This is a genomic window from Streptomyces roseolus, from assembly GCF_014649855.1.
GTDB lineage: Bacteria > Actinomycetota > Actinomycetes > Streptomycetales > Streptomycetaceae > Streptomyces > Streptomyces roseolus.
Window position 1 is genome coordinate 139996 of record NZ_BMTV01000001.1, and the last position, 26612, is coordinate 166607.

26 protein-coding genes and 1 tRNA gene are annotated in these 26612 nt (G+C 73.7%); 14 read left to right on the forward strand and 13 right to left on the reverse strand.

What is annotated here, in order from left to right; all coding sequences use genetic code 11:
- Positions 1-62: 62 nt before the first annotated feature.
- Positions 63-767 (reverse strand): NUDIX hydrolase, encoded by a 705-nt coding sequence (locus IE245_RS00615; protein ID WP_189944567.1) that lies wholly within the window; start codon positions 765-767, stop codon positions 63-65.
- A 154-nt stretch (positions 768-921) separates the two neighbouring features.
- Positions 922-1986, reverse strand: coding sequence for an endonuclease III (gene nth, locus IE245_RS00620; RefSeq protein ID WP_229851010.1), 1065 nt, complete (start codon positions 1984-1986; stop codon positions 922-924).
- 186 nt (positions 1987-2172) lie between these two features.
- Between nth and IE245_RS00625 the strand changes: the two genes are divergently transcribed.
- Entirely contained in the window at positions 2173-2847 is a 675-nt protein-coding gene (locus IE245_RS00625) for a Crp/Fnr family transcriptional regulator (protein ID WP_189944568.1), read from the forward strand.
- 88 nt (positions 2848-2935) lie between these two features.
- Here IE245_RS00625 and IE245_RS00630 read toward each other — a convergent pair whose 3' ends face one another.
- The 5 genes from IE245_RS00630 to sp36 form a co-directional block, all read right to left on the reverse strand.
- Positions 2936-3820, reverse strand: a complete 885-nt coding sequence (locus IE245_RS00630; protein ID WP_189944569.1) for a prohibitin family protein — start codon at positions 3818-3820, stop codon at positions 2936-2938.
- Positions 3821-3950: 130 nt separating this feature from the next.
- The gene (locus IE245_RS00635; protein ID WP_189944570.1) at positions 3951-4781 is read right to left on the reverse strand and encodes an MBL fold metallo-hydrolase; all 831 of its coding nucleotides are present in this window, start codon (positions 4779-4781) and stop codon (positions 3951-3953) included.
- Entirely contained in the window at positions 4778-5641 is an 864-nt protein-coding gene (locus tag IE245_RS00640; protein ID WP_189944571.1) for an NUDIX hydrolase, read from the reverse strand. Before IE245_RS00640 ends, IE245_RS00635 begins: the two co-directional genes overlap by 4 nt.
- Before the next feature lie 126 nt (positions 5642-5767).
- Positions 5768-6238 carry a RidA family protein gene (locus IE245_RS00645; RefSeq protein ID WP_189944572.1) on the reverse strand — a complete coding sequence of 157 codons (471 nt, stop codon included), beginning with the start codon at positions 6236-6238 and terminating at the stop codon, positions 5768-5770.
- Positions 6235-6393 (reverse strand): Sp36 family protein, encoded by a 159-nt coding sequence (gene sp36, locus IE245_RS00650; RefSeq protein ID WP_169093077.1) that lies wholly within the window; start codon positions 6391-6393, stop codon positions 6235-6237. Before sp36 ends, IE245_RS00645 begins: the two co-directional genes overlap by 4 nt.
- Positions 6394-6515: 122 nt before the next feature.
- On the opposite strand from sp36, the gene bagA reads away from it, so the two are divergent.
- Positions 6516-7481, forward strand: a complete 966-nt coding sequence (bagA, locus tag IE245_RS00655) for an ATPase BagA (protein WP_189944573.1) — start codon at positions 6516-6518, stop codon at positions 7479-7481.
- On the forward strand, positions 7478-8875 hold the full coding sequence (gene bagB / locus IE245_RS00660) for an ATPase BagB (RefSeq protein ID WP_189944574.1): 1398 nt from the start codon (positions 7478-7480) through the stop codon (positions 8873-8875). The genes bagA and bagB overlap by 4 nt, the downstream gene beginning before the upstream one ends.
- 31 nt (positions 8876-8906) lie before the next feature.
- Here bagB and IE245_RS00665 read toward each other — a convergent pair whose 3' ends face one another.
- Positions 8907-9251, reverse strand: a complete 345-nt coding sequence (locus IE245_RS00665) for a WhiB family transcriptional regulator (RefSeq protein ID WP_030749207.1) — start codon at positions 9249-9251, stop codon at positions 8907-8909.
- Positions 9252-9940: 689 nt separating this feature from the next.
- Between IE245_RS00665 and IE245_RS00670 the strand changes: the two genes are divergently transcribed.
- Positions 9941-12175 (forward strand): transglycosylase domain-containing protein, encoded by a 2235-nt coding sequence (locus IE245_RS00670; protein ID WP_189944575.1) that lies wholly within the window; start codon positions 9941-9943, stop codon positions 12173-12175.
- Between the two features lie 69 nt (positions 12176-12244).
- Here the strand turns inward: IE245_RS00670 and IE245_RS00675 are convergent, their stop codons facing one another.
- Positions 12245-12709: a GatB/YqeY domain-containing protein gene (locus IE245_RS00675; protein WP_189944576.1), complete on the reverse strand. Its 465-nt coding sequence runs from the start codon at positions 12707-12709 to the stop codon at positions 12245-12247.
- Positions 12710-12783: 74 nt separating this feature from the next.
- On the opposite strand from IE245_RS00675, the gene IE245_RS00680 reads away from it, so the two are divergent.
- The 6 genes from IE245_RS00680 to IE245_RS00705 all read left to right on the forward strand — a co-directional run bounded on the left by IE245_RS00680 (position 12784) and on the right by IE245_RS00705 (position 18014).
- Complete coding sequence (locus IE245_RS00680; protein WP_189944577.1) at positions 12784-13722, forward strand: metallophosphoesterase; 939 nt, start codon at positions 12784-12786, stop codon at positions 13720-13722.
- A gap of 41 nt (positions 13723-13763) precedes the next feature.
- Positions 13764-14447 carry a Pr6Pr family membrane protein gene (locus IE245_RS00685; protein WP_189944578.1) on the forward strand — a complete coding sequence of 228 codons (684 nt, stop codon included), beginning with the start codon at positions 13764-13766 and terminating at the stop codon, positions 14445-14447.
- A gap of 38 nt (positions 14448-14485) precedes the next feature.
- Positions 14486-14559, forward strand: a tRNA-Pro gene (locus tag IE245_RS00690).
- A gap of 85 nt (positions 14560-14644) precedes the next feature.
- Entirely contained in the window at positions 14645-15703 is a 1059-nt protein-coding gene (locus tag IE245_RS00695; protein ID WP_189944579.1) for a PucR family transcriptional regulator, read from the forward strand.
- 214 nt (positions 15704-15917) lie between these two features.
- Positions 15918-16421, forward strand: coding sequence for an NfeD C-terminal domain-containing protein (locus tag IE245_RS00700; RefSeq protein WP_189944580.1), 504 nt, complete (start codon positions 15918-15920; stop codon positions 16419-16421).
- A 51-nt stretch (positions 16422-16472) separates the two neighbouring features.
- Positions 16473-18014: an SPFH domain-containing protein gene (locus IE245_RS00705; RefSeq protein WP_189944581.1), complete on the forward strand. Its 1542-nt coding sequence runs from the start codon at positions 16473-16475 to the stop codon at positions 18012-18014.
- Positions 18015-18351: 337 nt separating this feature from the next.
- Here IE245_RS00705 and IE245_RS00710 read toward each other — a convergent pair whose 3' ends face one another.
- Positions 18352-19230, reverse strand: coding sequence for a glycosyltransferase family 2 protein (locus tag IE245_RS00710; protein WP_229851011.1), 879 nt, complete (start codon positions 19228-19230; stop codon positions 18352-18354).
- Positions 19231-19551: 321 nt separating this feature from the next.
- Between IE245_RS00710 and IE245_RS00715 the strand changes: the two genes are divergently transcribed.
- Entirely contained in the window at positions 19552-20745 is a 1194-nt protein-coding gene (locus IE245_RS00715; RefSeq protein ID WP_189944583.1) for a serine/threonine-protein kinase, read from the forward strand.
- A 21-nt stretch (positions 20746-20766) separates the two neighbouring features.
- On the opposite strand, the gene IE245_RS00720 is transcribed toward IE245_RS00715, so the two are convergent.
- The 3 genes from IE245_RS00720 to IE245_RS00730 form a co-directional block, all read right to left on the reverse strand.
- On the reverse strand, positions 20767-21048 hold the full coding sequence (locus tag IE245_RS00720; protein WP_189944584.1) for a hypothetical protein: 282 nt from the start codon (positions 21046-21048) through the stop codon (positions 20767-20769).
- A gap of 151 nt (positions 21049-21199) precedes the next feature.
- Positions 21200-22213 (reverse strand): YdcF family protein, encoded by a 1014-nt coding sequence (locus IE245_RS00725; RefSeq protein WP_189944585.1) that lies wholly within the window; start codon positions 22211-22213, stop codon positions 21200-21202.
- 100 nt (positions 22214-22313) lie between these two features.
- Positions 22314-23711, reverse strand: a complete 1398-nt coding sequence (locus tag IE245_RS00730) for a tetratricopeptide repeat protein (RefSeq protein WP_189944586.1) — start codon at positions 23709-23711, stop codon at positions 22314-22316.
- A 265-nt stretch (positions 23712-23976) separates the two neighbouring features.
- Between IE245_RS00730 and IE245_RS00735 the strand changes: the two genes are divergently transcribed.
- From IE245_RS00735 to IE245_RS00745, 3 genes are all read left to right on the forward strand, one after another.
- On the forward strand, positions 23977-24987 hold the full coding sequence (locus IE245_RS00735) for an Lrp/AsnC family transcriptional regulator (protein WP_229851012.1): 1011 nt from the start codon (positions 23977-23979) through the stop codon (positions 24985-24987).
- 152 nt (positions 24988-25139) lie between these two features.
- The gene (locus tag IE245_RS00740) at positions 25140-25439 is read left to right on the forward strand and encodes a DUF6191 domain-containing protein (protein WP_189944588.1); all 300 of its coding nucleotides are present in this window, start codon (positions 25140-25142) and stop codon (positions 25437-25439) included.
- 343 nt (positions 25440-25782) lie between these two features.
- Complete coding sequence (locus IE245_RS00745) at positions 25783-26532, forward strand: SURF1 family protein (protein WP_189944589.1); 750 nt, start codon at positions 25783-25785, stop codon at positions 26530-26532.
- The last annotated feature ends 80 nt before the right edge of the window (positions 26533-26612 follow it).

Here is a 26612-nt window from a genome sequence, read left to right on the forward strand (position 1 = left end):
CAGCCTCGCAGTTCCGTTCTTCCGGACGCCGTTCCGTCTCCGGCCTCCAAAGGGTCAGCCTGTCATGACCGCCAGTCGAGCGGGACCTTCCGCGAGGTGTCCCAGGGACGCTCCCAGCCCGCGAAATGGAGCAGCCGGTCGATCACTCCGGCGGTGAAACCCCAGACCAGGGCGGATGCGACGAGGAAGGCGGGGCCCGCGTGTCCGGCCGGGTGGACGGCCGTCGCGCGGTTCGCCGGATCCGTGAGATCCGCCACGGGGACCGTGAAGACCCGGGCGGTCTCGGCGGGGTCGACGGCCCCGACCGGGCTAGGCTCGCGCCACCAGCCGAGGACCGGGGTGACGACGAAGCCGCTGACCGGGATGTAGAGCCGGGGAAGCACGCCGAAGAGCTGGACGCCGGCCGGGTCGAGGCCGGTCTCCTCCTCGGCCTCGCGCAGGGCGGCGCGCAGCAGCCCGCCGTCGGCCGGGTCGCCGTCCTCGGGGTCGAGGGCGCCGCCGGGGAAGGACGGCTGCCCGGCGTGCGAGCGGAGGCTGCCGGCCCGCTCCATGAGGAGCAGTTCGGGGCCGCGCTCGCCCTCGCCGAAGAGGACCAGGACGGCGGACTGGCGGCCGGCGCCGCTCTTGGGCGGCAGGAAGCGGCTCAGCTGCTCGGGCGCGACGGTGCGCGCGGCGCGGTCGACCGGCGCGAGCCAGTCGGGCAGGCCGGCCCGGTCCAGCAGGCCGCCGGTGCCGGGGCCGTAGATCTCTTCGTCCGTGCGCGTCATGAGCACCCCCGAGTCGTCCAACGCCGTCGCCCCGCCTGTTCGTTCCCGGGGGCCCTGGAGGCCCTGGAGTCCCCGGAGGCCCCGGAGAGCCTGCCGGCCTTGGAGGCCCCGCCGGTCCCGGGGGCCGTGCGGGCCCCGGTGGCCTTCGCGGTGCTCACCGGTCGCCGGAGGGCCGCTGTACGGCCCCGGGGGCCACGCCGGGCGCGGGCGGGGCCGGGCGGCCGGGGTAGTCGGCGGGCGGGTTGAGCCGCTGGCCGGGGTAGCCGCCCTTCTCGTACTTGAGCAGCTTCCGGGCCTTCTCCGGGTCCGTCTCGCCCTCGCCGTAGGCGGGGCAGAGGTGGGTGATCGGGCAGGCCCCGCAGGCGGGCTTGCGGGCGTGGCAGATGCGGCGGCCGTGGAAGATCACCCGGTGCGACAGCATCGTCCAGTCGCTCTTCGGGAAGATCTCGGCGACCTCGGCCTCGATCTTCACCGGGTCGTCGGACCCGGTCCATCCGAAGCGCCGGGCGAGCCGCATGAAGTGGGTGTCGACGGTGATCCCGGGGACGCCGTAGGCGTTGCCGAGGACGACGAAGGCGGTCTTGCGGCCGACGCCGGGGAGCTTGACCAGGTCCTCCAGGCGGCCGGGGACCTCGCCGCCGAAGTCGTCCCTGAGGGCGGCGGCCAAACCCATGATCGACTTGGTCTTGGCGCGGAAGAAGCCGGTCGGGCGGATCAGCTCCTCGATCTCCTCGGGGACGGCGGCGGCCAGGTCCTCGGGGGTCGGGTACCGGGCGAAGAGCGCGGGCGTCGTCTGGTTCACCCGCAGGTCGGTGGTCTGTGCGGAGAGGACCGTGGCGACGAGGAGCTCGAAGGGGTTGCGGAAGTCGAGCTCGGGATGGGCGTACGGGTACACCTCCGCGAGCTCCCGGTTGATCCGCCGCGCCCGCCGCACCATGCCGAGCCTCGACTCGGCCTTGCGGGCCCTGGCGGGCGCGACCGTCGTCTTCGCCGCGGGCGCCCTCTTCGCGGCCGTCGCCGTCTTCGCCCCGGGCGCCTTCTCCACAGCCGTCGCCTTCTTCGCCGCGGACTTCTTCACGGCCCGTGCGGGTGAGGGCGAACCATCCCGATTCACGGCTTTCGGGTGCTTCGACACGCCGTGTTCGCCCACAGCGGAATTACCTTCGGCCGACACTCTTCCAGCCCCCTTGGCCTGCGTTCTCACCGGCGAGTTGGACACCCGGCCAGCCTAGGGGCCGGGGGCGACATCCGCCCCGCCCACCGCCGATCGGACCCCGATCGGGCCCCTGACGTTCGGCAATGGCGCCCGGTGCGTCAAACTTGTTGTGATTGATCGCACTGTTTGGCACGTCCGGCATCATGGGAGCCAGGTTCCCGTGAGCAGGTCGACAGTAGGAGTGAACTCGTGGACGACGTTCTGCGGCGCGCCCCGCTCTTCGCGGCGCTCGATGACGAGCAGGCCGCCGAGCTGCGCGCCTCGATGAGTGAGGTGACGCTCGCCCGTGGCGACGCGCTCTTCCACGAGGGCGACCCCGGCGACCGCCTGTACGTGGTCACCGAGGGCAAGGTGAAGCTGCACCGCACCTCCCCCGACGGCCGCGAGAACATGCTGGCGGTCCTCGGCCCCGGCGAGCTCATCGGCGAGCTCTCCCTCTTCGACCCGGGCCCGCGCACCGCGACCGCGACGGCGCTGACCGAGGTCAAGCTGCTCGGTCTCGGCCACGGCGACCTCCAGCCCTGGCTGAACGTCCGTCCCGAGGTGGCCGGCGCCCTGCTGCGCGCCGTCGCCCGCCGGCTGCGCAAGACCAACGACCAGATGTCCGACCTGGTCTTCTCCGACGTGCCGGGCCGTGTCGCCCGCGCGCTCCTCGACCTGTCGCGCCGCTTCGGCGTGCAGTCGGAGGAGGGCATCCACGTCGTCCACGACCTCACCCAGGAGGAGCTGGCCCAGCTCGTCGGCGCCTCCCGCGAGACCGTGAACAAGGCGCTCGCCGACTTCGCCCAGCGCGGCTGGCTGCGCCTGGAGGCCCGCGCGGTGATCCTCCTCGACGTGGAGCGCCTCGCGAAGCGCTCCCGCTAGGGATCCGTACGCACGAGAAGGGGCCGCCCGGTCGAACCGGGCGGCCCCTTCCGCGTCGGTCGGCTTCCGATCGCTCGGCGCGGGTCCGCTAGCGCTTGCCGCCGTCCACGATCACCGGGGCGGAGCCGCCGCTGCCGCAGGGCACCGCGTAGACCGGGTTCTTCGCCGCGGCCTCCTTGAAGGCGTCGATGCACTGGTTGGCGAGGACCTTGTCCGTCAGCGAGTCGTCGAGGATCTTGTTGGCGCGGGCGATGCCCTCCGCCTCGATGCGGCGCCGGTCGGCCTCCGCCTTGGCGGTGCGGGCGGCCTCCAGGGCCCGCTCGGTGTCCTGCTGCTGCTGGATCTTGCGGTCGATCTGGCCCTGGAGGGCGTCCGAGGGCTTCACGTTCCGCAGGTTGACCGTGGTGACGACGATGCCGCGCGGCTCCAGGCGCTCCGTGATGAGCCTGGCGATCTCGGCGTTGACCTTCTCGCGGTCGGAGGCGTATCCCTGCTCGCTGGTGTAGCGGGCGAAGACGTTCCGGACGATCTCGCGGCTGTCCGGGTAGACGAGGCGCTGCTGGATGGCGTCCTCGCTGCCCGCGAGCTTGTAGAGCTCGACGGCCTTGGCCGGGACCACGGCCCACTTCACCGTGACCTCGGCGTACATGACGCCGCCCTGCGAGGAGCGGACCTCGACCACGTCCTTGTCGGAGAGGTTGAGGTCGACGGGGCGGGTGGAGAAGGTGGTGACGTCGGTGAACGGCGACTTCACGTGCATGCCGGACGTCATCGGCGAACCGACCTTGCCGAAGGCGACCGGGACGCCGACCTCGTACGCGCTGATCACGTACGTCATGCTCACGATCACGGAGAAGACTCCGGCGACCAGCGCGCCGGCGGCACCCAGCTTCCAGCCGGTCGAGTCCTGCGACCGGCCGACGAACCAGAGCACCACCGCGGCGATGACCAGCAAAATGGCTATGACGAACACGGGCGTTCCCCCCGAGAGCTACGGCCTGATGTAAGCGGAGCGTAAGACACTCGGGGAGCCCGGAGGGTTCCCGGGGTACGGGGGCGGATCGCCCGGGGCGCGCGGCCGGACCGCCCCGGGGGCCGGAGGGTCAGAGCGCGCCGCGCTCCCGCAGGTACTCCAGCTGGGCTCGTACGGAGAGTTCCGCCGCCGGCCACAGCGAGCGGTCCACGTCCGCGTAGACGTGCGCCACCACCTCCGGGGCCGTCCGGTGCCCGGCCAGGACCGCCGCCTCCACCTGCGCCAGTCGGCTCGTCCGGTGCGCCAGGTAGAAGTCCACGGCCCCCTGGGCGTCCTCCAGGACCGGCCCGTGGCCCGGCAGGACCGTGCGCACGCCGTCGTCGACGGTGAGCGAGCGCAGCCGCCGCAGCGAGTCCAGGTACGCGCCGAGCCGCCCGTCCGGATGGGCCACCATCGTGGTGCCGCGCCCCAGGATCGTGTCGCCGGTCAGCACCGCCCGGTCGGCGGGCAGGTGGAAGGAGAGCGAGTCGGAGGTGTGGCCGGGCGTCGGCACCACCCGCAGCTCCAGGCCGCCGACGGTCACCACGTCGCCCTCCCCCAGGCCCTCGTCGCCGAGGCGGAGCGCCGGGTCGAGCGCGCGGACGGCCGTGCCGGTCAGCTCGGCGAAGCGGCCCGCGCCCTCGGCGTGGTCCGGGTGACCGTGGGTCAACAGGGTCAGCGCGACCCGCTTGCCCAGCTTCTCCGCCGTGTCGACCACGTGCCGGAGGTGACCCTCGTCGAGCGGGCCCGGGTCGACGACGACGGCCAGGTCCGCGTCCGGCTCGGAGAGCAGCCAGGTGTTGGTGCCGTCCAGGGTCATCGCGGACGGGTTGGGCGCCAGCACGTTCACGGCCCGCGCGGTCGCGGCCCCCGAGGTGACGAGCCCGCGCGGCCGGCCCGGCAGGGACGCGGCGTCGGTCACGGGGTGCCTCCCTCGACCCGCTTGGTGAACTCGTCGTGCCCCGGCCAGGTGAGCACCACCTGGTCGCCCTCCACGCGCGCCTGCGCGAGCACCGGGGCCATGGACTGCTTCGCGGCCGCGGCGAGGGCCTCGGCGGCCGTGGCGCAGGGCTGGACGGAGCGCAGGGTCGCGATGGTCGGCGGCATCATCGTCAGCTCGCCCCGGTCGTAGCCGTCGGCCGCGTCGGCCGGGCGTGTCCACACGGTGCGGTCGGCCTCTCCGGAGACGTCCCGGGTCCGCTGTCCGGCCGGCAGGACGGCCACGAAGAACCAGGTGTCGTACCGGCGCTGCTCGAACTCGGGGGTGATCCAGCGGGCCCAGGCGCCCAGCAGGTCGGAGCGGAGCGCGAGGCCGCGGCGGTCGAGGAAGTCCGCGAAGGACAGCTCGCGGGCGACCAGCGCCGCCCGGTCGCGCTCCCAGTCCTCGCCGGTGGTGTCGCCGACGACGGTGTCCTCGGTCTCCCCGGCGAGCAGCACGCCCGCCTCCTCGAAGGTCTCGCGGACGGCGGCGCAGACCACCGCCTGCGCCTGGGCGGGATCGTCGAGCCCGAGCCGCTCCGCCCACTCCTCCAGCGGGGGTCCGGCCCAGCGCACCGGCTGCTCGTCGCGCGGGTCGACCCCGCCGCCCGGGTAGGCGTACGCGCCGCCGGCGAAGGCCATGGAGGCGCGGCGGCGCAGCATGTGGACCTCGGGCCCGCCCTCCGCGTCGCGCAGCAGGAGCACGGTGGCGGCGCGCCGGGGCGTCACCGGCACCAGCTCGCCGGCGGCGAGGGCGCGGATGCGGTCGGGCCATTCCGGCGGGTACCACTGACCATTCGACATGGGCGGATGCTATGCGCAACGAACGGAATGCACGAGGGTCCGCCGGAACGCGCGGAGCCGGCCGCCCCCGGGGAGGGTCGGCCGGCTCCGTGCCGTACGGCGGCTCCACGCGCGCGTGGGCCGGGATCAGACCTCGGTCAGCTCGACCTGGACCTCGACCTCGACGGGGGCGTCGAGGGGGAGGACGGTGACGCCGACGGCGCTGCGGGCGTGCACGCCCTTGTCGCCGAGGATCTCGCCGAGCAGCTCGCTGGCGCCGTTGAGGACGCCGGGCTGGCCGGTGAAGTCGGGGGCGGAGGCGACGAAGCCGACCACCTTCACGACGCGCTTGATCCGGTCGAGGTCGCCGGCGACCGACTTCACGGCCGCGAGCGCGTTCAACGCGCAGGTGGCGGCGAGCGCCTTGGCCTCCTCGGGGGTCACCTCGGCGCCGACCTTGCCGGTCACCGGAAGCTTGCCCTCCACCATCGGGAGCTGGCCCGCGGTGTAGACGTACACGCCCGACTGCACGGCCGGCTGGTAGGCGGCGATCGGCGGGACGACCTCGGGCAGCTTCAGGCCCAGCTCGGCGATCCGCGCCTCGACGGCCCCGCTCACGACAGCGGCCGCTTCATGTAGGCCACCAGCTGCTCCGGGTTGTTGGGCCCGGGCACGACCTGGACGAGCTCCCAGCCGTCCTGGCCCCAGTTGTCGAGAATCTGCTTGGTCGCGTGCACCAGAAGCGGCACCGTGACGTACTCCCACTTGGTCATGGGCCCGACTGTAGCCGCTGCGCCGGGGTGCTCCGCCGAGGCTCCCCCCAGGGTCCGGCTCGGGGGCTTCTCCGGGGCGGTCCGCTGATTGCGCGGGCCCGCCAGTGGTTAGGCTCGACAGCGTGAGCAGGCTCCAGGTCGTCAGCGGCAAGGGCGGTACCGGTAAGACGACGGTCGCCGCCGCCCTCGCCCTCGCCCTCGCGACGGAGGGGAAGCGGACGCTCCTCGTCGAGGTCGAAGGCAGACAGGGCATCGCACAGCTCTTCGAGACGGAGGCGCTTCCCTACGAGGAGCGCAAGATCGCCGTGGCTCCGGGCGGCGGCGAGGTGTTCGCGCTGGCCATCGACGCCGAGCGCGCCCTCCTCGACTACCTCCAGATGTTCTACAAACTGGGCGGCGCGGGCCGCGCCCTGAGGAAGCTCGGGGCGATCGACTTCGCGACGACGATAGCGCCGGGGGTGCGGGACGTCCTGCTCACCGGGAAGGCGTGCGAGGCGGTCCGGCGGCGGGAGCGCGACGGCCGGCCGGTGTACGACCACGTGGTGATGGACGCGCCGCCGACCGGCCGCATCACCCGCTTCCTCAACGTGAACGACGAGGTGGCGGGGCTGGCCCGGATCGGCCCGATACACAACCAGGCGCAGGCGGTGATGAAGGTCCTCAAGTCCCCCGAGACGGCGGTGCACTTGGTGACCCTCCTGGAGGAGATGCCGGTCCAGGAGACGGCCGACGGCGTCGCCGAGCTGCGTGCGGCGGGGCTGCCGGTGGGGCGGGTGGTGGTGAACATGGTCCGCCCGCACGTCCTGGACGCGGCGGCGGTGCGGGCCGCCTCCGGCGGTCACCGCGAGGCGATCGCGCGGGCGCTGGCCTCGGCCGGGGTCCCGGGCGGCGCCGCGCTGGTGGAGCCGCTGCTCGACGAGGCCGCCGAGCACGCGCGCCGGGTGGAGCTGGAGCGGGACCAGCGGGCGGTCCTGGACGGCCTCGGTCTGCCCGCGTACGAGCTGCCGTATCTGGGCGACGGGGCGGACATCGCGGGCCTCTACCGCCTTGCGAAGGAACTGCGGAGGCAAGGGGTGGGTGCGGCGTGACGGAGAAGACCCCCGGCCCGGCGAAGGCCGGCGGCCTGGACGCGGCGCCCTTCCTGGACGTCGATCCGCTCCTCGACGACCGGGGCACCCGGATCATCGTCTGCTGCGGTTCGGGCGGCGTCGGCAAGACGACGACGGCGGCGGCGCTCGGCGTGCGGGCGGCGGAGCGGGGCCGGCGGGTGGTGGTCCTCACCATCGATCCGGCGCGCCGGCTGGCGCAGTCGATGGGCATCGACGCGCTGGACAACACGCCCCGCAAGGTGGACGGCATCAAGGGCTCGGACGGCGGCGAGCTGCACGCGATGATGCTGGACATGAAGCGGACCTTCGACGAGATCGTCGAGGCGCACGCGGAGCCCGCGCGGGCGCGGGCGATCCTGGAGAACCCCTTCTACCAGTCCCTGTCGGCCGGTTTCGCCGGTACGCAGGAGTACATGGCGATGGAGAAGCTGGGCCAGCTGCGGGCGCGGGACGAGTGGGACCTGATCGTCGTCGACACCCCGCCGTCGCGTTCCGCCCTGGACTTCCTGGACGCGCCGAAGCGTCTCGGGTCCTTCCTGGACGGGAAGTTCATCAAGCTGCTGATGGCGCCGGCGAAGGTGGGCGGCCGGGCGGGGATGAAGTTCCTCAACGTCGGCATGTCGATGATGTCGGGGACGCTGGGGAAGCTGCTCGGCGGTCAGTTCCTGGGGGATGTGCAGACCTTCGTCGCCGCGATGGACACGATGTTCGGCGGCTTCCGGACGCGGGCGGACGCCACGTACCGGCTGCTGCAGGCGCCGGGGACGGCCTTCCTGGTCGTCGCGGCGCCCGAGCGGGACGCGCTGCGGGAGGCGGCGTACTTCGTGGAGCGGCTGGCCACGGAGGGCATGCCGCTGGCGGGGCTCGTCCTCAACCGGGTCCACGGCAGCGGGGCCGGGCGCCTGTCGGCCGAGCGGGCGCGGGCGGCCGCGGAAAATCTTGACGAGGGCCGCATGGTGGATCACGGGCCCGGGAAGACTGGAGGGCGTGGCGTCCCGGCCACGTCGTCCGAGCCGTCGCACTCCGCCACCGCCGCCGCATCACCCGCACGTCCGCCCGCCGCACCCGAGGCTGCCCCCACAGCCGACGCGACCGAAGAGCACAGCGGCACGGCCGGCCCGGAGACCGGTCCTGAGGCCGGCACCGCTTCCGAGAACGATCCCGACATCGCGCGGCTCACCGCGGGTCTGCTGCGGCTGCACGCCGAGCGGATGCGGGTGCTCGCGCGCGAGCAGCACACGCGTGACCGCTTCACGGCCCTCCATCCGGAGGTGCCGGTGACCGAGGTGGCCGCCCTGCCCGGCGATGTGCACGACCTCGCCGGGCTGCGGGCCATCGGTGAGCGCCTTTCGTCCCCGCGCGGCCGGTCCTGACGGAACCTCGCGCGAGCGGAACGGGGCGCGGCTATCCGACCGCGGCGTACTCCTCGTACGTCGCGTCGTCCTGCATGGCCACGGGCAGCAGGCCCGCGCCGCGCTCGTACTCGGTGCGGGCGGTCTCCAGGAGCCGCCGCCACGAGGTGACCGTGGGGCGCCGGCGCAGCAGGGCGCGGCGCTCGCGCTCCGTCATGCCGCCCCACACGCCGAACTCCACGCGGTTGTCCAGGGCGTCGGCGAGGCACTCGGTGCGCACCGGGCAGCCGGTGCACACCGCCTTCGCCCTGTTCTGTGCCGCTCCCTGCACGAAAAGTTCATCCGGATCGGTAGTGCGGCAGGCCGCCTGCGCACTCCAGTCAGCTACCCAGCCCATACCGGCGCCGTCCTCTCCCGAATCGAGGCTCCCCCACGGCGGCAGCGGCATATTCACCGCTGCCAGTTGGGACGTTACGGAAGGCGGGGACAGCGCAACACCCCCGTCGGGCCCAATCTTGAATGGCCCGAACGGACTATGCGTGCGCGTCAGATCACCCAGGGGAGTGATCGAAGGACATGCGTGTGCTAAGGGGCATCACGTGATACACACACCCGAATCGGACAGGCTGTTCCCGCGCATTCGGGACGCGGGAACTCATGCCGGGATCAGGCGGACGTCACGCACGGGGGTTGATGCCGGGCCGCACTCCTGTGACAGTCGGGAGCAGCTTAGGCCAAGGCCTGTCCGCGTGTCCGGCGATTGAGAACCTGGGCGCCCGACGTCGCCGTGCCGTGAACTCCAGGGGGCGGGCCCCCCGCTCGCGGCACGTCCGTGGAGGCGCCGGTGCCACGCGTCGGCGCCGGGTCCCGGGGTCGGCGGTCAGGGCGGGGTGCGGGCCGTCGGCGACGCACGTCCGGACTCCGGGTCCCACGGTGAGGACGTCCGGCCGCCCTCGCCCCCAGGGACGAGGCGGGCCGGTGCCGCCACGGCCCGGACGCGCCCGGATGTCACGGTCCGGTACCCGAACGCTCCGAGAGGCACCCGGTCCTGCGGAACGCCCGGCAACACGGATTAGGCTGCCCCCCATGGCAAAGAAGCGCTCGGGCGGTGGTCTGACCGGGACCCAGCAGGCCGCCAAGTTCCTCGGTGTCAGTGTGCTCTCCGGAGCGGTGCTGGCGGGCATCGCCCTGCCCGCGGCCGGGGCACTGGGTCTGGCGGCGAAGGGCACGGTCGAGGGGTTCGACGAGATCCCCTCGAACCTGAAGACCCCACCGCTGAGTCAGCGCACCACCATCCTGGACTCCGAGGGCGGGCTGATCGCGACCGTCTACTCCCGGGACCGCAAGGTGGTGCCGCTGGAGAAGATCTCCCCGTACATGCAGAAGGCGATCGTCGCGATCGAGGACGCGCGCTTCTACGAGCACGGGGCCATCGACCTCAAGGGCGTGCTGCGCGCGATCAACAAGAACGCGCAGTCGGGCGGGGTCTCCGAGGGAGCCTCCACGCTGACCCAGCAGTACGTGAAGAACGTCTTCGTCGAGGAGGCCGGCGACGACCCGGAGAAGGTCGCGCAGGCCACCCAGCAGACGATCGGCCGCAAGGTCCGCGAGCTGAAGTACGCGATCCAGGTCGAGGAGGAACTGGGCAAGAAGAAGATCCTGGAGAACTACCTCAACATCACGTTCTTCGGGCAGCAGGCGTACGGCATCGAGGCCGCCTCGCAGCGCTACTTCTCCAAGCCCGCCGCCAAGCTGGACCTGGGCGAGGCCGCGATGATGGCCGGCCTGGTGCAGTCGCCGAGCCGCTTCGACCCGATCAACGACCTCCAGGAAGCCACCAAGCGGCGCAACATCGTCCTCCAGCGGATGACGGACGTCGGCGACATCACCCAGGCCGAGTTCGAGAAGGCCAAGGCCACGCCGATCAAGCTGAAGGTGAAGACGCCGAGGAACGGCTGCATCACCGCCGTCGACGGCGCCGGCTTCTTCTGCGACTACGTCCGCAAGACGATCCTGACCGACCCGGTCTTCGGCAAGACCGTCGAAGAGCGCCAGAAGCTGTGGAACCTCGGCGGCCTGACCATCCGGACCACGCTGGACCCGAAGGCGCAGGCGGCGGCGAACGAGGCCGCCGTGGCCAAGGTCAACAAGGACGACCCGGTCGCGACCGCCGTCGTCCAGGTCAAGCCCGGCACCGGCCGCATCGTGTCGATGAGCCAGTCCCGCCCCTACGGCCTGGACCAGAAGCAGCACCAGACCACGCTCAACCTCGCCGTCGGCAGCAAGATGGGCGGCACCACGTACGGCTTCCCGGTCGGCTCGACCTTCAAGCCGATCACGGCCGCCGCCGCGCTGGAGAAGGGCCTGAGCCCGGCGCAGAGCTTCGACACGCCGTGGAAGATCTCCATGAAGGAGAGCGACTACACGCGCTGCGACGGCAAGCCCGCGGGATACGCGGACTGGTCGGTCCAGAACGAGCTCAAGTCGGAGAAGGGGGCGTACGACATGACGAGCGCCCTCGGCAAGTCCATCAACACGTACTTCGCCAAGCTGGAGCAGATGGCCGGCCTCTGCGAGACGCTGACGATGGCGAAGAAGGTCGGCTACGAGCGCGAGCTGGGCAAGCCGATCAGGCAGAGCCCGTCCGCCACCCTCGGCTCGCTGGAGAGCACCCCGCTCGACATGGCGAACGTCTACGCGACCTTCGCCAACCGCGGCATCTACTGCGTCCCGGTCGTCATCGACTCCATCAGGACCGCCACCGGCGAGAAGCTCAACGTGCCGCAGACCAAGTGCACGCGCGCGATGTCCGACCGCACCGCCGACATGATCAACCAGATGCTCAAGGGCGTCGTCGAGGACGGCACGGGTACGAAGGCCGGCCTGAGCGACCGGGACAACGCGGGCAAGACCGGTACCACCGAGGGCCGCAAGGACGCCTGGTTCGTCGGCTACACCCCGGACCTCTCCACCGCCGTCTGGGTCGGCGACGACGTCGGCAAGCGCGAGGAGATGTTCGACCTCACCATCGGCGGCGTCTACTACGACAAGGTCTGCGGCGGCTGCCTCCCCGGCCCGATCTGGCGGATCGCCATGACCGGCGCGCTCGGCTCCGACACCCCCTCCTTCGTCGGCATCAAGGTCCCCCGGGCCGAGAAGCCGAAGGACCCGAAGGAGGAGGACAAGCGGGACGACAAGCCGCGCCGGGACGACGACAAGCCGGCCGACCGGCCGACCAGCCCCTTCCCGGGCATCACCCTCCCCGACCTGCCCGGCGGGGACACCGGCCGGCCGGGCAACGGCCGCGGCGGAAACCGCTGACGCCACGCACAGGAGAAGGGCCCCACCGGCGAGACCGGTGGGGCCCTTCCCGTACGTCGGGGGCGGGACTCAGCCCGCGAGCAGCTTCTTCACCGCGGCGGCGACACGCCCGCCGTCGGCCTGCCCGGCCACCTTCGGGTTCACGATCTTCATGACGGCGCCCATGGCGCGCGGGCCCTCGGCGCCGGCGGCCCTCGCCTCCTCGACGGCCTCGGCCACGATGCCGTCCAGCTCCTCGTCGGAGAGCTGCTTCGGCAGGTACGCGTCGAGGATCACGCCCTCCGCCCGCTCGCGCTCGGCCGACTCGTGACGACCGCCCTGCTCGAAGGCGTCCGCGGCCTCGCGCCGCTTCTTCGCCTCCTTGGCGATCACCTTCTGCACCTCGTCCTCGGAGAGCTCGCGCTTGGTCTTGCCCGCGACCTCCTCCTTGGTGATCGCGGCGATGGTGAGCCGCAGGGTCGAGGAGCGCAGTTCGTCGCGGTCCTTGATCGCGGCGTTGAGGTCGTCCTTCAGTCGTGCCTTGAGCGTGGTCATGGCCACAAGTGTGGCAGGTGCTCCCGGCGTACCGCCCGTGCATTTACGCCCCACGGGTCTGGAACGATGGGGGGATGCGCGCACGGTACGGGATCCCCCTGAAGATCACGGCAGGCGTCGCGGCCACGGCCGCGGCCGGACTCGTCTACGCGGCGGGCTTCGAGGCCCGCTCGTTCCGGCTCCGGCGGGTGACCGTCCCCGTCCTGCCGCCGGGCATGGACGACCTGCGGGTCCTCCAGGTCTCCGACGTGCACATGGTGTGCGGACAGGACAAGAAGCGCGGCTGGCTGCAGAAGCTCGCCGGACTCCGCCCCGACTTCGTGGTGAACACCGGCGACAACCTCTCCGACACCGAAGCCGTGCCCGAGCTGCTCGACGCGCTCGGCCCGCTCATGGAGTTCCCCGGCGTCTACGTCTTCGGCTCCAACGACTACTACGGCCCCCGCTTCCGCAACCCCGCCCGCTACCTCCTGGAGAAGGTCCAGGGCCGGCACGGGCTCAACGGCAACAAGCCGGTCGTCGGCGCCGTCCACAACCCGTGGGAGGGCATGAAGGACGCCTTCGACGCGGCCGGCTGGGTGGACCTCACCAACACCCGCGGCCGGCTCAAGCTCCCCCAGGCCGACCTCGCCTTCACCGGCCTCGACGACCCGCACATCAAGCGGGACCGGTACGAGAAGGTGGCCGGCGGCCCCGAGAAGTCCGCGGACTTCTCCCTCGGCATCGTCCACGCCCCCTACCTGCGCGCCCTCGACGCCTTCACCGCCGACGGCTACGAGCTGGTCCTCGCCGGGCACACCCACGGCGGGCAGCTGTGCGTCCCCTTCCACGGGGCGCTCGTCACCAACTGCGACCTCGACACCGACCGGGTGAAGGGCCTCTCCACCCACACCGCCGGCGGCCACACCTCCTACCTGCACGTCTCGGCGGGATGCGGCACCAACCGCTTCACCCCGGTCCGCTTCGCCTGCCCGCCCGAGGCGACGCTGCTCACCCTGACGGCACGCGCCTGAGCCACGGTAAGGCGGCGGCCGGCCCCCGTACCGTGGCGGCCATGACGCATCGACCCGCCGCCGCCTTCCGCGCCCTGATCGCCCTCGCCGCGGTGACCGGCGTCACGATCGACTGCGTCCAGGGCGACCCGCTCGTCGCCTTCGGCTTCTTCACGATCTGGACCAACACCGCCGTCGCCGTCACCCTCGGACTCGGCGCCGCCCGTGCCCGGACCGGCCGTCCCCCGCTGCCCGCCGTGTGGAGCGGCGGGGTGCTCCTCTGCGTCTCCGTCGTCGGGCTCGTCTTCCACCTGGTCCTCGACAACCCGGCGAGCCCCTTCAACCAGGCCGCCGCCGTCGACGCGCTCACCGGCGCCCGGGCCGTCTCCAACCAGCTCCTGCACACCGTCACCCCGATCGGCGTCGCCCTGGACTGGCTGCTGCTCACCCGCCCCGCCGCCTTCCGCCCCCGCCACGCGGCCCTCTGGCTCGCCGCCCCCGGCGCCTACCTGGCCTTCTCCCTGGTCCGCGGCGCCCTGCTCCCCGCCGGCCACCCGATCCGTTACACGTACCCGTTCCTCGACGTCACCGCCCACGGCTACGCCGGCGTGCTGCTCAACGCCCTCGTCCTCGGCCTCGCCTTCTACGCCCTCGGCCTCCTCCTCGTCACGGCGGACCGCTTCCGACCTGCGGTCGCGGGGCGCCGTAACCGGATTTCGTCTCTGGGCGCGGGTGGGCTAAAGTAATCGATGTCGCCGCGACGAGAAGATCAGAGCAGCGACATCGGGGTGTAGCGCAGCTTGGCAGCGCGCTTCGTTCGGGACGAAGAGGTCGTGGGTTCAAATCCCGCCACCCCGACAGTCAAAGGTTCAGGGCCTGATCCGCGGAAGCGGGTCGGGCCCTGAGTCGTTTTTGCGGGATCGGATCAGGGGGCGGGGCGACCATGACGGGGGCGTACGAGGAGTACCTCGACGGGTACTCCGGGATCCTGGCCGGCGTCTGCGCCACCGGGCGGCGGCTGAGCCGGGAGGAGCTGGAGGGGCTGCGGACCCGGGGGGAGCGGGCCGCCGAGGCGGGGATCGGACTGCGGGAGCTCGTACGGGCCCATCTCGCCGCCGCGCGGGCCGCGCGGCGCGGACTGCCGCACGGCACCGACCCCGACCTGCTGCTCGCCGCCGTCGAACAGGCCGTCGACGCCTTCGCCGAGGGCCACGAGCGGGCGCAGAAGCTGGCGGTGCGACAGGAGGAGGCCGCGCGGCGGGAGTTCGTCGACGACCTGCTGTACGGGCGCAGCGACCTGGGGCGGCTCGCCGAGCGGGCCGAGCGGTTCGGGCTGTTGCTCTCCCACGCGCACGCGGTCGCCGTCGCGCGGGCACCCGAGCCGTTCGAGGACGGGGCGCCGGTCTCGCGGGGCGTCGAGGCCTCGCTGCTCGCCCGCTTCGGCACCCGGCGGATCCTGCTCACCACCAAGGACGGGCGGCTGATCTGCGTCGCCCCGGCCGACGAGCCCGAGGTCCTCGCCCACTTCGCCAAGCAGACGTACGCGACCGCCGACGACAGCCTCGTCGCGATCGGGCGCGCGCACCCCGGCGCCGGCGGCGTCGTCCACTCGTACGAGGAGGCGCTCGGCGCCCTCGACCTCGCCGACCGCATCGGGCTGGACGGACCCGTGCTGTACGCCGCCGACCTGCTCGTCTACCCGGTCCTCGGCCGGGACCGGCAGGCCATGGCCGACCTCGTGAGGACCGTGCTCGGGCCGCTCGCCGACGCCCGGGGCGGGGCGCGGCCGCTGCTCGACACCCTGCACGCCTACTTCGACGCGGGCTGCGTCACCACCGAGGCCGCCCGCCGGCTCGCGCTGAGCGTGCGGGCCGTCTCGTACCGGCTCGACCGGATCCACCGGCTCACCGGATCCGACCCCGGCGACCCCACCCAGCGGTACACGCTCCAGACCGCCGCGATCGGGGCACGGCTGCTCGGCTGGCCGGACGAGGAGCTGTGAGCCGGGCGGCCGGTTCCGGGTGGTCGGTTTCGGCTGTCGGTTTCGGGCGGCCGGTTCCGGTGGTCGGTTTCGGGCGGCCGGTTCCGGTGGTCGGTTTCGGACGGCATTAAGGGCGCGTAAAGATTGCCGGTCACCGGCAATGCGGGTTCCGGCCTCGCGGTGAAACGATCCTTCGGACGGCGGACAGGGCACGGCGGCCGGAGGAGCGCGGGACATGGTCTGGTTTCTTGGTCTCGGCATCGGCGGCCTGCTGCTGCTCGTCCTGAGCCTGGTCTTCGACGGGGTCCTGGAGGGGCTCTTCGACGGGCTCGGGGGCCTGGACGGGCTGCTGTCGTTGCCGGTGGTCGCCGGGTTCGTCTCGGCGCTCGGCTTCACGGGGGCGCTCGTGCTCGGCACGAGCGGCGCGGGGGCGGGGGTCGCGAGCGGCGCGGGCGTGCTGGCGGGGGTCGGCGTGGGGTGGGTGACCTGGCGGTTCTGCCGGGTCCTGCTGCACGACACGAACGCGCCCGCGCCGCGCGGCGCGGACCTCGCCGGCAGTTCCGGCTCGGTCGTCACCGCCGTCCCGGCGGACGGTTACGGCGAGGTGCTGCTGTACCTGGGCGGCCAGCCCGTGAAGTACGCGGCGCGGGCGGACCGGCCCGTCCCGCGCGGCACCGAGGTGTGGGTCGAGTCGGTCCTCTCGGCGACCTCGGTCCTCGTACGGCCCGTCGACCGCTGAGCGCCGACCGCCGGATCCATCCTTCCCGTACCGAACGAAGGGGGGTTCTCCATGAGCCCTGTCCTGATCGCCGTGGTGGGCGTCGTCGCCCTCCTCGTCCTGCTCGGCCTCGCCGTCGTCACCCGCTACAAGGTGGCGGGGCCGAGCGAGGCGTTCATCATCACCGGCCGCCGCGGCCAGAAGGCCACCGATCCGGCGACCGGCCGCGTCTACACCGACAACAGCGGCCAGAAGGTCGTCGTCGGCGGCGGCGTCTTCGTCGTGCCCTTCGTGCAGCAGAAGTTCACCCTCGACCTCTCCAGCCGGCACATCCCCGTCGCCGTCCGCGGCGCCGTCACCCTGCGCGGCGTCAAGGCCAACCTGGAGGGCGTCGCCATCGTCAAGGTCGGCGGCACCGAGGACTCCATCCGCGCCGCCGCCCAGCGCTTCCTGATGCAGCAGGACGGCATCGTCGGCTTCACCCAGGAGGTGCTGTCCGGCGCGCTGCGGTCCATCGTGGGCCGGATGTCCGTCGAGGACATCATCCGCGACCGGGCCGCCTTCGCCGGACAGGTCGCCGAGGAGGCCGAGGCCAGCCTCTCCGGACAGGGCCTCGTCCTCGACGCCTTCCAGATCCAGGACATCACCACCGAGGGCTCCTACCTGGAGGACCTCGGCCGGCCCGAGGCCGCCCGCGCCAAGCAGGAGGCCGACATCGCCGAGGCCGAGGCCCGACGGGCCGCCGAGCAGGCCCGTCTGAAGGCCGAGGAGGAGATCGCGGTCGCGCAGCGGACCCTGTACCTGAAGCAGGCCGAGATCAAGGCGCAGACCGACGAGGCCGCCGCCCAGGCCAACGCCGCCGGGCCGCTCGCCGAGGCCGCCCGCCAGCAGGACATCCTCGCCGAGCAGGAGAAGGTCGCCGCCCGGCAGGCCGCCCTCACCGACCGCCAGCTCGACACCCAGGTCCGCAAGCCCGCCGACGCCAAGCGGTACGAGGCCGAGCAGCAGGCCGAGGCGCAGCGCACCGCCCGGGTGAAGCAGGCCGAGGCCGAGCGGATGGCGGCCATCGCGGCGGCCGAGGCCGAGGCCGAGCGGTCCCGGCTCACCGGTGAGGGCGAGAAGCAGCGCCGCCAGGCCCTCGCCGAGGCCGAGGCCATCGAGGGCGCCAAGCGCGGTGAGGCCGAGCGCGCCCGGCGCGCCGCCATCGCGGAGGCCGTGCGGCTGGAGGGCGACGCGGAGGCGGCCGCCATCGCGGCGAAGGGCGCCGCCGAGGCCGAGGCCATGCACAAGCGGGCCGACGCGTTCGAGCGGTACGGCGACGCGGCCGTGCTCCAGATGCTGGTGGAGGTCCTGCCGCAGGTCGTCGCCAAGGCGGCGGAGCCGCTGGCCGCCGTGGACAAGATGACCGTCATCTCCACGGACGGGGCGAGCAGGCTGCCGCGCGCGGTCGCGGACAACGTCGCCCAGGGGATGGAACTGCTCTCCTCCACCACGGGCGTCGACCTCGCCTCGCTCCTCCAGGGGCTCACGTCCAAGGCGGACGCCGCCCCGGCGCCCGCGCCGCGGGCGAACGGGACGCACGGGGTCGACGGGAAGGTCGAGATCACCGACTGAGCGCGGCCGGCGCCCCGGCCCTCACGGGCCGGGGCGCCGGGTGATCGGGGGACGGACGCCGGGGGCGGGTGTCCGGTGTCGGGGGGCTGGTGTCGGGGGGCTGGTGTCGGGCTTCCGGTGTTGGGAGGCGGGCGCCGAGAGTCGGGGGTCCGGTGCCGGGGGTCCGGTACCGGGGGCGGGCTTCCGGTGCCGGGCGTAGGACGCCGGGGGTCGGGCGCCCGGGGCGGGCTTCCGGTGCCGGGCGCCGGTGTCGGGCGCCGGTGTCGGGCGTAGGACGCCGGGGGGCGAGCGCCGGACGTCGGGGGGCCGGGCCTGGGCGTGGGCCGGGCCCGGGGCCTCAGATGATCGGGGGGCGGCCCAGCTTCGTCATGCGCAGCACCGTCGACCAGCGCATCGGGCGGCGCGGCCCGGCGGGGGCCTTCAGGCCCTCCGCGAAGCCGGCGAACCAGGAGCGCAGGCCGCGCGCCGAGCGGGTGCGGGCGACCGTCAGGAGGACCCAGACCGCCAGGTAGAGCGGGACCAGCGGGGCCGGGAGGTTCCGCTTCGCCAGCCACACGCGGTTGCGGGCGGTCATGCGGTAGTAGACGTCGTGCCGGGCCGGGCTGGTCTTCGGGTGCTGGAGCAGCAGCTCGGGCTCGTACCGGATCCGCCAGCCCGCGTCGAGGGCCCGCCAGGCCAGGTCGGTCTCCTCGTGCGCGAAGAAGAAGTCCTCCGGCCAGCCGCCGATCCGGTCCAGCATCGGCATCGACAGGCCGTGGCCACCGCCGAGGAAGGTGGTGACCTCGCCGCCGCGCATCGGGTCCTTGGCGCCGAGCCGGGGGATGTGCCGACGCTGCGTCTCGCCCGTCTCGTCGGCGATCCGGAAGGAGACCACGCCGAGCTTCGGCTCGGTCTCGTACAGGTCGGCCAGACGGCGGAAGACGTCCGTGTCGACGAGCAGGCCGTCGTCGTCGAGGTCGACGAGGACGTCCACGTCGCCGAAGGAGCGGAGGGTGTCGATGGCCACGTTCCGGCCGCCGGTGACCCCGCGGTTCTCGGGCAGCTCGACGCCGGTGACGCCCTCGGGGAGGGCGGGCAGCGAGCCCGTGCCGTTGCCGACCACGACGACCCGGGCGGGGGGCTCGTCCTGCATCGCCACCGAGTCGAGCAGCGCGCCCAGCTCGGCGGGGCGGGTGCCCATCGTCAGTACCGCCACGCCCACTCTCGGTCGCGCCACGGTCCACTCCGTTCCAGGTTCGGGGTCGGGTCTCGCGTGCGGGCCGGCGCCCGCCGGCCGCACGGCACCCATTGTTCACCCTCCGGGAACCCCCGTGGAACCCGGAAGGCACCCGGAAGGCCCGGGCCGGGGGAAACGCGGGACTTCCGGAACCCCGGGGGCCCTCCCGTACGTCCGTGCGTACGGCGGCGGTTGCGCGGCGGTTCCCCGGTGGGGCGGTCGTGATTCCGCTTCGGGGGGAGCGCGGCGAGCACGCACACGGGGCGGCTCTACCCTGGTCCTCTGCCGTCAAGTGATCGATTGTCGAAAGGGCGTCTCCTGGTGCTGGTCGCGGACCGATATCGGCTTCACGGGTGTATCGGCCGTGGCGGCATGGGCGAGGTGTGGCAGGCCACCGACGAGGTCCTCGGCCGGCCCGTCGCCGTGAAACTGATGCTGGCGCAGTCCACCGACCCCTCCGGCGCCGACCGGTTCCGCCTGGAGGCGCAGACCGCCGCCCGGCTCAGCCACCCGCACGTCGTCGGCGTCTTCGACTTCGGCACCTGGGACGGCAAGCTCTTCCTGGTGATGGAGCTGGTCGAGGGCGACAGCCTGGGCTCCTCCCCGGCGAATCCCCTGGTGCTGCCCGCCGAGCGGGTCGCCGTCGTCGCCGCGCACGCCGCCGCCGGTCTCGCCGCCGCCCACCGGCAGGGCGTGGTCCACCGCGACATCAAGCCCGGCAACCTCCTGATGGACGCCGAGGGCACGGTGAAGCTGGCCGACTTCGGCATCGCCCGCTTCGTCGACGACCCCTCCGCGGGCCTGACGACAACCGGGCAGATCGTCGGCACCGGCCTCTACCTGGCCCCGGAGCGGGCCCTCGGCAAGCCGGCCTCCCCCGCCTCGGACGTCTACTCGCTGGGCTGCGTCCTCTACCAGCTGCTGACCGGTCACCCGCCGTTCCGCGCGGACACCGCGACCGCGCTGCTGTACCAGCACATCGACAGCGCCCCGACCCCGCCGAGCCGGCTCGGCGTCGTGCTCACGCCCGCCTTCGAGGCGTACCTGCTGAGCCTGCTGGCCAAGCAGCCCGAACAGCGCCCGCCGGCGCAGGCCATCGCCGACTGGTTCGGCTCCGGCGCCTGGCGGGAGTACGCGCCCCGGCCCGCGGCCGCCGCCATGCCGGGCGCCGCCCCCACCCCGCCGGCCCGCACCCCGCAAGCCCACGTGCCGCCTGCGCACGTGCCGTCCGCGCACACCGCGCACGCTCCCGCGCCCGTGCCGGCCGCGATGCCCGCGCCGCGGCCCGCCGGCCCGCGCACCCCGCCGCCCGGCCCCGCCGCCGGTGCGACGGCCGTGTCCGCCCCGGTGGCCGGCGGGTCCCGGCGGCGGGCGCCCGAGCGGGCCGGGAACACCGGCTCCACCGGCGGCGCGCTCGCCGAGCTGTCCCGCCGACGGCCCCGCAAGACGGCCGCCGTCGCCGGGATCGTCGCCTTCGTCGTCTTCCTCTTCATCGGCATGGCCTGGCTCTCCTGACCCGACCCCGCCGCCCCGCCCTCAGTACAGTCGCGGCGCCATGACGTGCTGGTCCGGGTCGCCCTCGACGATCAGGAGACAGCGGGGCACCCCCGGACCCGCGGTGGCGCGCACCGTCGCCGGCGTCGGCGGATCCGTCGGCAGCTCGATCGGGACGGCCACCGGCCGGTCGGACCGGGTCGCCGCGTGCCCGGTCTCCTTGCCGTCGACGAGCACCTCGACCACCGGCCGCATGCCGGTCTCCACCGTCGCCGAGACCGAATGGCCCCGGTAGTCGATGTGGAAGTGGTGGCGTCGCCTCATGGGGTCACCTCCGCGGCGGGCTCCCGGACGCCGCCTCCGGCGTCCTCGACACCTCCGTCCCTCCAGCGTAGGGACGCGACGACCGCCTCGCCCCTCCGGCGCCGCCCGGGGGGCCTCCCTCCCCCCTCCCCCCTCCCCCTCCCCCCCGGCGTCACCCCGTGACCGCGAGGCCCAGGGCTCCGATGGCCACCAGGACCGCGCAGACCGTGAGGTTGACCGCGCGGTACTCCAGGAAGACCGCGGCGAACTCGCGGAGCGTGGCGCTGGGCCAGAAGTACGCGGCGGTCGGCGAACCCACCACCTGGGCGTCCACCCCGGCCTTCCGGGCCATCAGCGCGGCCCGGAAGGCGTGGAAGTTGTTGGTGACGACCACGCAGGCGGCACCCGGCCGCTCCGCCTCCATCAGCTCCTTGCTGAACAGCAGGTTCTCCTCGGTGGTGCGGGAGCGGTCCTCGCGGAGGATCCGGTCCTCGGGAAAGCCGCGCTCCAGCAGATAGCCGGCCATGGCGTGGGACTCCGGCAGCTCCTCGTCCGGGCCCCGGCCGCCCGAGGTGATCAGGAACGGCGGCCCGCCGGTGCCGCGCGCGGCCAGCCGCTCGTACACCTCACGGCCCCGGTCGAGCCGGCTCGCGAGCAGCGGCGGCACCCGCCGGCCGCCGATCAGCCCGGAGCCGAGGACCACCACGAAGTCCGCGTCCCGGCGCAGCCGCATCCGGCCGTACAGGAAGGCGTACCCCACGAAGCAGACGAAGAGGAAGGAGACGTAGCCCAGGACGAGGAGCAGGGTGACGGCGACGACACCGAGGACCCGGGAGTGGGTCAGGACGGCGGCGGCCATCAGCCCCAGCACGCCGAGGATGCCGAGGCCGGCGAGGAGCGACAGCAGGTTGGCCGGGCGTGCGCCCTCCTTGCGGACCATCTCGACGCCGTTGGCGCACAGCAGTCCGGCGAGGACCAGCGGCCCCAGGCCGAGCACCAGCAGGAGCAGGACGAGGACCGTCTCGGTCAGGCCGGGCGGCAGGTGGTCGACGGCCGAGAGCAGGCCGAGGCCGAGGAAGGTGACGGCGAGACCGAGGTACACCGCGTTCCCGAAGCGGCGCCGGTCGCGCAGCACACCGACCCCGAAGAGCAGGGCGAACAGGGCGGACACCGCGAAAGCGATCATGCCGCCATCGTAGGCAGCCGGCCCCACGCCCGAGCAGACCCCGGACGAAGCTGTGGACAACAGGACGACAGACCGGCCGTCCCCACCCCGGACGGGTGATTCACCGCTCCCGGGAGAGCGTGAACAGCCCCTTCCGCGCTCCCTCTTCGTACGCCTCCCGCAGCTCGGGGTCGTCGAGGAGGCTCCGCAGCGCCTCGTCGCTGCGGGCCCGGGACACCGCGCAGTACCGCCCCGGCCGATAGGAGGTGTCGAAGGCGGAGGTTCTCAACAGGTCGACGGCGCCGAGGAGATGGGCCGCCCGGTCGGGCCGGCCGTCCAGCAGCCTGACCCGGGCGAGGAGTTCGGCCGCACAGGCCGCGCCGACGGCGGAGCCGAGCCGCAGGTGCTCGCGCAGCGCCCGGCGGGCGTGTTCGGCGGCCCGGGCCGGTTCCCCGTCCCAGGCGAGGAGTTCGGCCCGGGCGTGGTCGGCCCAGGCGTCCGCGAAGAGGTCACGGCCCGCCCAGGTCCGCCGCCCCGCCCCGTCCCGCTCCAGCTGGTCCAGCGCCTCCTGCGCGGCCTCCGGGTCGGTGCGGCTGTAGCAGAGCGCGAGCGCCGCCCAGCAGGCCTCCCGGGTCGGCCCGAAGTCGGGCGCGTCCCCGATCTGGTCCAGCGCCTCCCGGAACTCGACCGCCGCCGCCCGGCTCCGGCCCTGGTAGAGGGCGATCGCGCCGCGCAGATGGGCGAGGAGCCCCAGACAACGCTCGTCCCCGTCCCGTACCGCGCTCGCCCACGCCTGGACGAGGAGCGGGTCGGCGTCCTCGGGGCGCCCCGACTCCAGCTCCAGGAAGGCGGCCAGCCACAGCGCGCGGGCGGGCGGCGGGCCCGGGTGCAGCGACAGGGCGTGCCGCAGCCGGGTCCGTCCCTCCGCGACCCGCCCGCAGGAGACCCACAGGAACCACAGCGAGACCGCGATCTCCAGGGCCGGTCCCGCCTCGTCGCCCGGCGCGAGCGGCGCCGTCGTCGGGTCCATGGCGGCGGCCAGGTCGGGGAGTTCGCGCAGCGCCAGGTCCCGGGCGTCCACCTGCCGGCCCCGCTGCCACCACTCGGCGGCCCGCCGGGCGACCTGGACGCACCACCTCCGGTGGTGCAGGACCACGATCCAGCGGTCGCCCCGGGCGGTCAGCCTCCGGGCGCCGACGGCCCGCATCGCGTGCGGCATCCAGTGGCGCGGCCCGCCGTCCTCCCCGTCGAACAGGTCGTCCACCGGCAGCAGCGCCAGCCGCGCCAGCCGGTCCAGCACGGCGCCCACGTCCACGAGGGACAGCGCCCCGTATCCGCAGACCTCCTCGACGGCCCGCACGTCGAAGGCGCCCTCGAAGACGGAGAGCCGCTCCCAGAGCAGCCGCTCGGCGGGCCCGGCGGCCGCGTACCCCTCCTCGGCCGCCGCCAGCTGGCCGCAGCCCACCGGCTCGCCCCACAGCACCTGGTACTCGGGGGTCTCCCCCGGCACTCGTCCCATGGTCGTCATCCCCCGCGCGTCCCCCTTCTCCGGCTTCTCCGGCTTCTCCGGCTCTCCGGCCGCCCGCCTCCGCAGGGTCTCGTCACCGTCGGATGCCGTCACTGTGACTTTTGGCCGTTTCGTGGCCAAAGAGCGCCGAGGCGGCTTGAATGCATATGCCCTGGTCCACATCCTGGGGTGCTCCCGGACCCGCGACCAAGGTTTTCCGGGGGATCGGCCAAGGAGGGAAATGCGTACGGGGGAATCCGTCCTGGGAGAGGCGGACATGTCACTGATCCACGCGCTCCAGGTCCTCCCCAGGGCGAGCTGGACCCAGCTGTCCACCGTCCTCGGGGCCGGTCCCGACACCCTCGCGCGCCGCTGGGACCACCTCACCGCCGGCGGGTACGCCTGGACCTCGCTCCTCATCGCCCGGCGCGGGGGCGAGGCCGCGCTGTACGCCTGGATCGAGCTGGAGTGCACCGCCGACAGCGCCGAGGCCACGGCGATCGAGCTGTCCGGCGACCCCGGCACCCTCGGGGTGCACGCGGTGACCGGCGGCGCCGACCTGATCGTGCTGCTGATCGCGCCCGACCTGCCGGCCCTCGACGCGTACGTCACCGGCCGGGTGCGCCGGCTGGCCGGTGTGCTGCGGGCCCGCACCCAGGTCGTCACCCGGATGCACAACCGCCCCTACCGCTCCCGGCTCGAACAGCTCAGCCCCGCGCAGGCCCGGCTCCTCGCCGAGCTCGGCGCCCTGGAACGGCAGAACGGGGCACGCGCGCGTGGGCCGGTCCACCCCGGCCAGGTCCCCCAGGTGACGGACCTGGACCGGCGGCTCGTCGCGGAGCTGGCCGGCGACGCCCGCCGGAGCGCCGCCGAGCTGGCCCGGCAGTGCGGCACGAGCGAGTCGACGGTACGGCGCCGTCTGGAGGTCCTGTCGGCGGGCGGCGCCCTCCACCACCACTGCCAGCCGGCTCCCCGCTTCTCCGGGCGCCCGGTGTGGGCCATGGTGACGGCGCAGCTGGCGCCGCAGGACGAGGCGGTGACGGTGGCGGCGCTGAGCCGGCTGCGGCGCACCCAGGTGATCACCTCGGTGACCGGGCCGCACAACCTGGCCCTCGCGATGTGGCTGGCGTCGGTGGAGGAGCTCCACGAGATCACGGCGCGGCTCGTCCGCACCGCGCCGGCGCTGCGGATCACGGGGACGGCGGTCAGCCTGCGCACGTACAAGATCGGGGCGCAGGTGCTCGGCCCCGACGGCCTCCGGACGCACCACGTACGCCCGGAGGTCTGACCCCGCCTCCCCGCGGGCTGCGACCGGGGCCCTCCGGCGGGCCTGGGCGCGCCTCCCCGTGGCCGGACGGGGTCTTCCGGGGCCCGGGATCGCTTCCCCGCCGGCCGTCCCGGGACCTTCCGGGGGCCGGGGCGGCGTGGTCTCCTGGCGGCATGGAGTTCGCCGTGTTCGTGACGCTGCCGGGTTTGGTCATCCTGCTGACCGTGATCGCCTTCGCCGACCAGTTCCTGCGCATGACCGGCCGGGGGAAGCGGCGGGGCACGGTCTCCTCGACCGGTTTCGAGCAGCTGCACGCCACCTTCTCGCCCGGCAAGCAGAGCGAGCTGAAGGAACGGCAGAGCGCCCTGCTGCTGCGCGACGACGAGGAGGACGGCGCGCCGCCGCACCGGACCACGGTGGACCTGGCGGGCGGGCGCGCGGTGATCAGGCTCCGGCCGGACGCCGGGCACTAGGCCGTTTCTTTCGGATCAGGCCGGATCAGGGAGCGGCGTCCGGTGCGTGCGCTCGCAAGGCGGAGGAGGGAGTCCATGCGGTGGGGGCACCTCCCGGGCGAAGCCTGGGGGACATCGGCGACTGACGACAACGCAGCGAGCGTGCGTGCCAGACGCCGCGAGCCCGGCGTGATCCGAAAGAAACGGCCTAGCCACCCTCGGTGCGGCTCCTCCGGCCCCGGGCCGGGCGCCGGAGACCGGCCGCCGCCGGTGCGGGCCCCTTCGGGGCCCGGCCGGGCGCCGGTTCGCCCCGGGGCGGGCCCCGGCTGACGGGGGTCCGGGGCCGTCCCCGTACCGTGGGGGTGTGTACCGGTTCCTGAGGACCCCCCGCTGGTGGGGGATCAATCTCTTCGTCCTGCTGGCCATCCCGTTCTGCGTCTTCATGGGGACCTGGCAGCTGGGCAAGTTCGAGGATCGCGTCGACTCCCACCAGGAGGCCGAGCGGAAGCCGGCCGCGACCGCGCGGCAGGCCGAGCCGCTGGCGTCGCTGCTGCCGGTGGACAAGGAGACCTCCGGTCGCGCCGCCGAGGCACGGGGCCGGTACGGGAAGCAGTTCCTGGTGCCGGACCGCGAGCTGGACGGGCGGTCGGGCTCGTACGTGCTGACGCTGCTGCGGACGGACGCGGGACGGTCGCTGCCGGTCGTCCGGGGCTGGCTGCCCGCGGGCGCGCAGGCCCCGGCGCCGCCGTCCGGCGAGGTGACGGTCGTGGGCGCCCTCCAGGCCTCGGAGAACCAGGGCACGAAGGGCGTGCGGACGGCCGGCGGGCTGCCCGAGGGGCAGCTCGGCATGATCAGCGCGGCCTCGCTGGTGAACGTCGTCCAGGACGAGGTGTACGACGCCTGGGTGACCCTCACCGACTCGCCCGCCGGGCTGACGCCGGTGCCGGCGGCCGCGGCGGCGGGCACCGGGCTGGACGCGAAGTCCTTCCAGAACCTCGGTTACACCGCCGAGTGGTTCGTCTTCGCCGGCTTCGTCGTCTTCATGTGGTTCCGGCTGCTGCGCCGGGAGGCGGAGGCGGCCCGCGACGCGGAGCTGGGCCTGGCGGAGCACTGACGGGCCCGTACGGCGCGGAGACGGATACGGATCCCGCACGACACGGGTACGGATCGGGTACGGCGGAGGGGCCGGGGGAG